The organism is Deltaproteobacteria bacterium (assembly GCA_020845775.1).
Lineage (GTDB): Bacteria > Bdellovibrionota_C > UBA2361 > SZUA-149 > JADLFC01 > JADLFC01.
The window spans coordinates 1-6,687 of sequence record JADLFC010000070.1; the positions used below are offsets into that span (position 1 = coordinate 1).

4 protein-coding genes are annotated in these 6,687 nt (G+C 46.5%); all 4 read left to right on the plus strand.

All coding sequences use genetic code 11. The features are described 5' to 3' along the window. Positions 1 to 360 precede the first annotated feature (360 nt). The 4 genes from nifJ (at position 361) to IT291_04620 (ending at position 6,348) form a co-directional block, all read left to right on the plus strand. Positions 361 to 3,954 (plus strand): pyruvate:ferredoxin (flavodoxin) oxidoreductase, encoded by a 3,594-nt coding sequence (gene nifJ / locus IT291_04605; GenBank protein MCC6220506.1) that lies wholly within the window; start codon positions 361 to 363, stop codon positions 3,952 to 3,954. 32 nt (positions 3,955 to 3,986) lie between these two features. Then, positions 3,987 to 5,003, plus strand: a complete 1,017-nt coding sequence (locus IT291_04610) for a dihydroorotate dehydrogenase-like protein (protein ID MCC6220507.1) — start codon at positions 3,987 to 3,989, stop codon at positions 5,001 to 5,003. A 54-nt stretch (positions 5,004 to 5,057) separates the two neighbouring features. Next, a complete protein-coding gene (locus IT291_04615) occupies positions 5,058 to 5,564 on the plus strand; it encodes a hypothetical protein (protein ID MCC6220508.1) in 507 nt (168 codons plus the stop codon). Between the two features lie 115 nt (positions 5,565 to 5,679). Beyond that, positions 5,680 to 6,348 carry an SOS response-associated peptidase gene (locus IT291_04620; GenBank protein MCC6220509.1) on the plus strand — a complete coding sequence of 223 codons (669 nt, stop codon included), beginning with the start codon at positions 5,680 to 5,682 and terminating at the stop codon, positions 6,346 to 6,348. The last annotated feature ends 339 nt before the right edge of the window (positions 6,349 to 6,687 follow it).

Genomic DNA, 6,687 nt, shown 5'->3' on the forward strand with positions numbered 1-6,687 from the left:
CCAAACAAACTAGGTATGGTTAGATCTCGAGAGAATGTGACATAGAAAACGTGCTAATATCGATCGTGAGCGCAACTACTTAAATACTAATGCTATTTATTTGACATGCCAAAAAAGCAAAAAGATGCCCGCTCTAAAAAAGCTCGATGCTCGTTAACCATTATGATGTTCGTTGGGGACGAACTAACTTATACCGTTTCCAAAAAGTAAGTTAAATATTTTACTTTTTGGAAACGGTATAGCGAGTTTGTGATGCTTACTTGACGCTTACAATTTAATGAATAATTTGTTACCCTCTTAACTTAGCCCACTTTTTCGATTATTTGCAGTATTTGTAGAAAAATTTGCCGTATTAGACCTATGAAAGCATCGTTTGAAATGATGGATGGAAATCAGGCTGCAACGCATGTGGCCTATAAGACCAACGAGGTAATTGCCATATATCCGATTACGCCTGCTTCTCCTATGGGGGAATACGCCGATCAGTGGAGTTTTGAAGGGAAGAAGAATCTGTGGGACACAGTTCCTAAGATTATCGAGATGCAGTCGGAAGGTGGCGCTGCGGGTGCAGTCCACGGCTCTCTTCAAACTGGCGCCCTGACTACTACTTTTACTGCTAGTCAGGGTCTGCTGCTCATGATCCCCAATATGTATAAAATTGCAGGGGAACTTACCAGCACGGTTTTTCACATTGCGGCGCGAAGTTTAGCGGTGCAAGGCCTTTCAATTTTTTGCGATCATGGCGATGTCATGGCAGCGCGTCAAACGGGATGGGCAATGTTGTTTGCTTCCAATGTGCAGGAGGCTATGGATTTTTCCCTCATCTCTCAGGCGAGTACGCTAGAGTGCCGCGTTCCCTTCCTTCATATCTTTGACGGGTTTCGCACATCGCATGAAATTGCAAAAATTGAGGTTCTCTCAGATGAAACCATTCGCTCGTTTATTCGCGAGGATTTAGTGCGCGCACATCGCTTAAGAGGATTAGCGCCCGAGAGGCCGTTTATCCGTGGAACGGCGCAAAATCCAGATGTCTATTTTCAAGCTAGAGAGACGGTAAATCCATTCTACCAAAACACTCCACGAGTAGTGGAGTCGACCATGCAAAAATTCGCCGAAGCTACGGGTCGACGATATGGCCTCTTTGACTATAGCGGTTCGAGCGATGCAGAGCGAGTTATAGTCGTCATGGGTTCAGGTGCCGAGACAGTGGCCGAAACGGCAAAATACCTTGTAGAAAGAGGAGAAAAGGTTGGCGTCGTCAATGTGCGACTGTTTAGACCATTTTCCGTGGCTCATTTTATTGCGGCACTTCCTAAAAGCGTTAAAAGCATTGCAGTGCTTGATAGAACTAAGGAACCTGGGGCGCTTGGCGAACCGCTTTATCAGGACGTCACTACTGCAGTGTATCAAGCCTGCATGTGCGATGGAGAAAACGCCTTTTTAGCTGGACGAAAAATACCTACAATAATTGGCGGTCGCTACGGCTTGTCATCCAAGGAGTTTACACCAGCAATGGCAAAAGCCATTTTTGATGAGCTTAAGAATTCAAAACCTAAGAATAATTTTACAATCGGCATTGTAGACGACGTAACTCATAGTAGTCTTGAGTGTGATCCCAGTTTCAGCATTGAGGCGCCCGCAGTTACTCGTGCTGTCTTTTGGGGGCTTGGATCGGATGGAACGGTAGGGGCCAATAAGAGCACTATCACAATTATAGGAGAGGGAACTCCTCTTTATGCACAAGGGTATTTTGTCTACGATTCTAGGAAAGCGGGAGCGCGAACCATATCTCACCTTAGGTTTGGTGCCAATCCAATTAGAAGCCCCTATCTAATTCATAAAGCCAATTTCGTCGCTGTGCATCAGTTTGGTTTTTTAAATCGATATGACACTTTAGAAATGGCCGAGCATGGCGCGACGTTTTTGCTAAATAGCCCATTCGGGCCTGAAGAGGTGTGGGATAAACTCCCAGCGGCAGTGCAGTGGCACATCATATCGAAGCAACTGGTCTTTTACGTTATCGATGCTAGTCGCGTCGCGCAAGAGTGCGGATTGGGTTTGCGCATAAATACGCCCATGCAGGCCTGCTTTTTTGAACTAAGCGGTGTCTTGCCTCGCAGTGAGGCGATTGGAAAAATTAAGCATTTTATCGAGAAAACGTATTCAAAGAGAGGTGAGGCGATAGTTAGGAGTAATTTTGATGCTGTTGAAAGAGCCATTAAGCATTTGCATAAAGTTGCAGTTCCTACCGCTAAACAGGGTGTCGATGAAGGGGATTTGTGTTTGCATGCATATAGTGGAGCGCCTGAGTTTTTTAAGCAGGTAACTGCTCCTATGATTGCTGGCCGAGGAGATAGCCTTCCTGTGAGCGCACTGCCAGTCGATGGAACGTATCCCAGCGGAACGACTAAATGGGAAAAGCGACAGTTGGCGCAGGAAGTGCCCGTGTGGGAACCAGACATTTGCATTCAGTGTGGCAAATGCGTGTTGGTTTGTCCGCATGCAGTAATTAGAGCTAAGGTGTATGACGAATCGCTGTTAGCCAATGCGCCTAATAACTTTAAATCCAGCAAACCTCGCTGGCGCGAACTAGGGGAGAGCGCCTCAATGTATACTTTGCAGGTATCTGTAGAGGATTGCACTGGTTGCTCGCTCTGTGTGGAAGTGTGCCCAGTGAAGGATAAGAGTAGAGTTGGCTTCCGAGCAATAAATATGGCAAGCGAAGCGCCGCTTAGCCAGCAAGAGAAGGAAAACTGGGAATTTTTCCAAAATCTTCCGCAGCTCGATGCTGGGAGCGATAATAAGGATTTGAAATTTCAAACAGTAAAGGACATTCAGTTGTTAGAGCCGTTGTTTGAATTCTCGAGTGCCTGTGCAGGCTGTGGCGAGACGCCCTATCTAAAGCTTCTAAGTCAGTTGTTTGGCAACCGACTTTTGGTTGCGAATGCCACTGGTTGTTCGAGTATCTATGGCGGCAATCTTCCAACTACTCCATGGACGGTTAACCGGCATGGCAGGGGGCCTGCATGGAGTAACTCGTTGTTTGAGGATAATGCCGAATTTGGTTTGGGCATGAGGCTTTCAATTGATAAGCAGGCCGAATATGCGCGGGAAGTTCTTAAGGCCTTAGCGGAGGAGATTGGCGAGAATTTGGTCGAAGCGATTTTGTCAGCCAGACAAGATAGTGCTATCGAGATTGAAGAGCAGAGCAGGCGAGTGGAGCAATTGAAGTGTAAATTGCAGTCGTCGAAAAGCCCTCGTGCGATGGATCTGCTGAGTTTGGCTGATGTGCTAACTAGAAAAAGCGTTTGGCTTGTTGGTGGCGATGGTTGGGCTTACGATATTGGTTATGGCGGTCTTGACCACGTGCTTGCGAGTGGGGCGGATGTAAAAGTATTGGTTTTAGACACCGAAGTGTATTCCAACACAGGTGGGCAGGCCTCTAAAGCTACTCCCATCGCGGCAGTTGCAAAGTATACTGCGGGTGGCAAGGCCACTCCCAAGAAGGATTTGGGATTGCATGCGATGAGCTACGGCTACGTTTACGTTGCGAGGATTGCAATGGGAGCTGATGATAAGCAGTGCGTTCGGGCCTTTTTAGAGGCCGAAAGCTATAGAGGCCCGTCTCTAATAATTGCTTATAGTCACTGCATTGCACATGGGATAGACATGTCTAAGGGAATGGAGCAGCAGAAATTGGCAACCCAGAGTGGCTATTGGCCTTTATATCGCTATAGTCCAGATAGAGCCAAGAGGGAAGGAAAGAATCCATTTGAACTCGATTCCAAAGCTCCTAGTATACCGCTAAGTGAATACATATATAGGGAAAATCGCTATCGCTTGTTAGCTAGGGCTAAACCCGATGTGGCAAAACGGTTGCTAGACGAGGCTCAAGAATGCGTCAATGAACATTGGAAGGTTTACGAAAGGCTTGCGTTGGATGTGCAGGTGTGAAGCAGTAATGTAATTGTTAAGGGAGATTTTCAGTGGAACTTTTAACTAGTTATTTGGGATTAAATCTTAAGAATCCAATTGTGGTTTCTGCTTCGCCTCTTTCCATGGATTTAGACAATATTCGCCGGATGGAAGACGCCGGTGCCGGAGCTGTGGTGATGTATTCGCTATTCGAGGAGCAAATCAATCACGAGAGCCGAGAGATAGATCATTATTTAAGTTACGGTAGCGAAAGTTACGGCGAGTCGCTAACGTATTTCCCGGATTTAGCGACCTATAATGTTGGACCGGATGGCTATTTGGAAAAGATTCGTCTGGCAAAGTCGGCAGTGGATATCCCCGTTATCGGGAGTTTAAACGGCGTTTCGCGTGGTGGTTGGGTCGAGTATGCCAGTAGGATTCAGCAGGCTGGAGCGGATGCACTTGAGCTAAATATTTATTACATTCCTACGTCAGTGGACGTTGCTGGCCAAGAGATTGAGGGAATGTATTTGGATGTGGTGAAGGCAGTTAAAGAGAGCGTGTCTATTCCTGTGTCTGTAAAGCTTAGTCCTTTCTTTAGTGCCATGGCTTCTATGGCTCGTCGTTTTGAGGAAGTTGGTGCAAAGGGTTTAGTGTTGTTCAATCGCTTTTATCAACCAGATATCGATCTCGAGCAACTCGAGGTCGTTCCCAACTTAGTGCTCAGTGAGTCGTATGAACTTAGGCTTCCACTTAGGTGGGTTGCGATTTTATACGGCAGAGTTGCTTTGGATTTAGCTATAACGAGCGGAATTCATAATCATGAAGATGTTCTTAAGGGCGTAATGGCTGGAGCAAGTGTTACGATGATGACCTCTGAATTGCTTAAGAATGGCATTTTTCGAATAGGCACTATTTTGCGAGACCTAGAGCGCTGGGGAGCGGAGCACGAGTATGCGTCTATAGAGCAAATGCGTGGAAGCATTAGTCAAAAGAACGTGGCAAACCCGGCAGCTTTTGAGCGGGCAAATTACATGAAAGTGTTGCAATCGTGGACGCCAGATCCCACCAGTCGCCTGGAGCGTTAGGAACCTAGGTGGGGTAGCTTGCAAACGCAACGGAGCTAGACGGAGGAAAAGCCGATGAGCAGTAGTGAGCGAAAGCTTTGGGTATCAATGGCGGTGCTATGTGGCGTAATGGTAGGCATGGGCTGTAGTCCCAGAAAAGGTTACGAGGGACCCTCCTTGCCACGGGATAGAGTATCGCTAGTTAGACTTACTTGGCCAGAGGATGTAATTACTACGGAGCGCAAGGTTGATGGCAAAAAGCAGCCGCCGTTTTCTAAGGGCCTCTTAGTTTTACCTGGCAATCATAAGGCCAGTATGGAGTATTTTTTTCGTGATATCGAATGTGCTGCTGAGGGTTGCACGGAGAAATCATATAAAGGCCTCTGCGAGGTGTCTTTTGTGACCGAGGCCGCGAAAAAATACCGCATAGTCTTGGCGACTGAGCAGCGCCACGATTGGCGTGAGGCTTTGGTGTCCTTCTTTGTAAAAAACGCAGCGGATGGCGAGCTTCGTCAGACAGGATGGTGCTCGAAGGAGATTTCCCAATCTTATAGAGTTCGTTCGGTTTTTTCATGGCGCTAGATGTTACCGTTAATCCCTTGAAGTTCTCGTTCTAGTGCCGCATATAATGGGGGAATGTTTACAAATACTTCCCCATTATTGTTAGGATTGCAAGCTAGTAAGAAGCAAGGTTGCTATGTGTGGAAGAGTCACAATAACGCGGCCCCAAAAAATTCTGGAGAAGTTTGCCGTCGATTTTCAGGATTGTTCACTACCTAAACCAAGATACAATGTCTGTCCCAGTCAAATGCTTCCCATAGTTATTGAATCTAAGGGAAAGCGCCATTTGGTCGAGGCAAAATGGGGAGTGATTCCGCGCTGGGCCAAGGACAAAAAGGGCTACCCTTCGTTAATCAATGCGCGGGTTGAGACAGTGCATACTAAATCGATATTTCGCCCTGCATTGGAGCACCGGCGCTGTCTAGTGCCAGTAGACGGTTTTTACGAGTGGAAGCATAGCGGCCGAAGCAAACAGGCTTTCTACATCTTCTTGAAAGATCGCGATCTTTTTGGCTTGGCTGGATTATACGAGGAGCCGATTGGCGAAGATACTCCTAGGTCCTTTTGCATCCTAACCACTGTTGCTAACGAATTCATGCAAAGCATCCACGATCGCATGCCCGTTATTTTGCCTGCTGAATGCGACCACTCTTGGCTAGATGCTAGCTCAAAAGACATCTCGGCCTTGCATGATTTTTTAACCTCATTGCCAGATGAAACGCTAGATGGCCATGCGGTATCGCCTTACGTAAATTCCCCGCTTAACGAGGGGGAGCAGTGCATCCAAGACAGTTGCCGCGGATAGGCGGATAAAGGAGTTGGTCATATGGCCTCTTGGACTAAAAAGCTTTTCTACTATGCCAACACGGTTGTTAGGAATATAGCGAAGAAAACGTCCGATGTTGCACAAGAATCGCACTCTCTCCCGACGGAATTTAAGAAATCGAGTAAAATTATTACTAGTAATATAAAAAAGATTATGGCGAGAAAGATTATAATTTTTTTGAAAGCGAAAGTATTCCGCATATTTTTTAATTAAATCATCAACTTGAACATCTAACGCTTTGGCGATCGTCGCCTAGACCTACCAAATGCAGAGCTAGGCTTCAGCCGCTATTTTGAGATTTCTGAAATTCAAAAGCAC

Bases quoted from the DNA above. Each gene is read 5' to 3' on its own strand.
- nifJ (MCC6220506.1), top strand. From the start codon at position 361: ATGAAAGCATCGTTTGAAATGATGGATGGAAATCAGGCTGCAACGCAT.
- IT291_04615 (MCC6220508.1), top strand. From the start codon at position 5,058: ATGAGCAGTAGTGAGCGAAAGCTTTGGGTATCAATGGCGGTGCTATGT.
- IT291_04620 (MCC6220509.1), top strand. From the start codon at position 5,680: ATGTGTGGAAGAGTCACAATAACGCGGCCCCAAAAAATTCTGGAGAAG.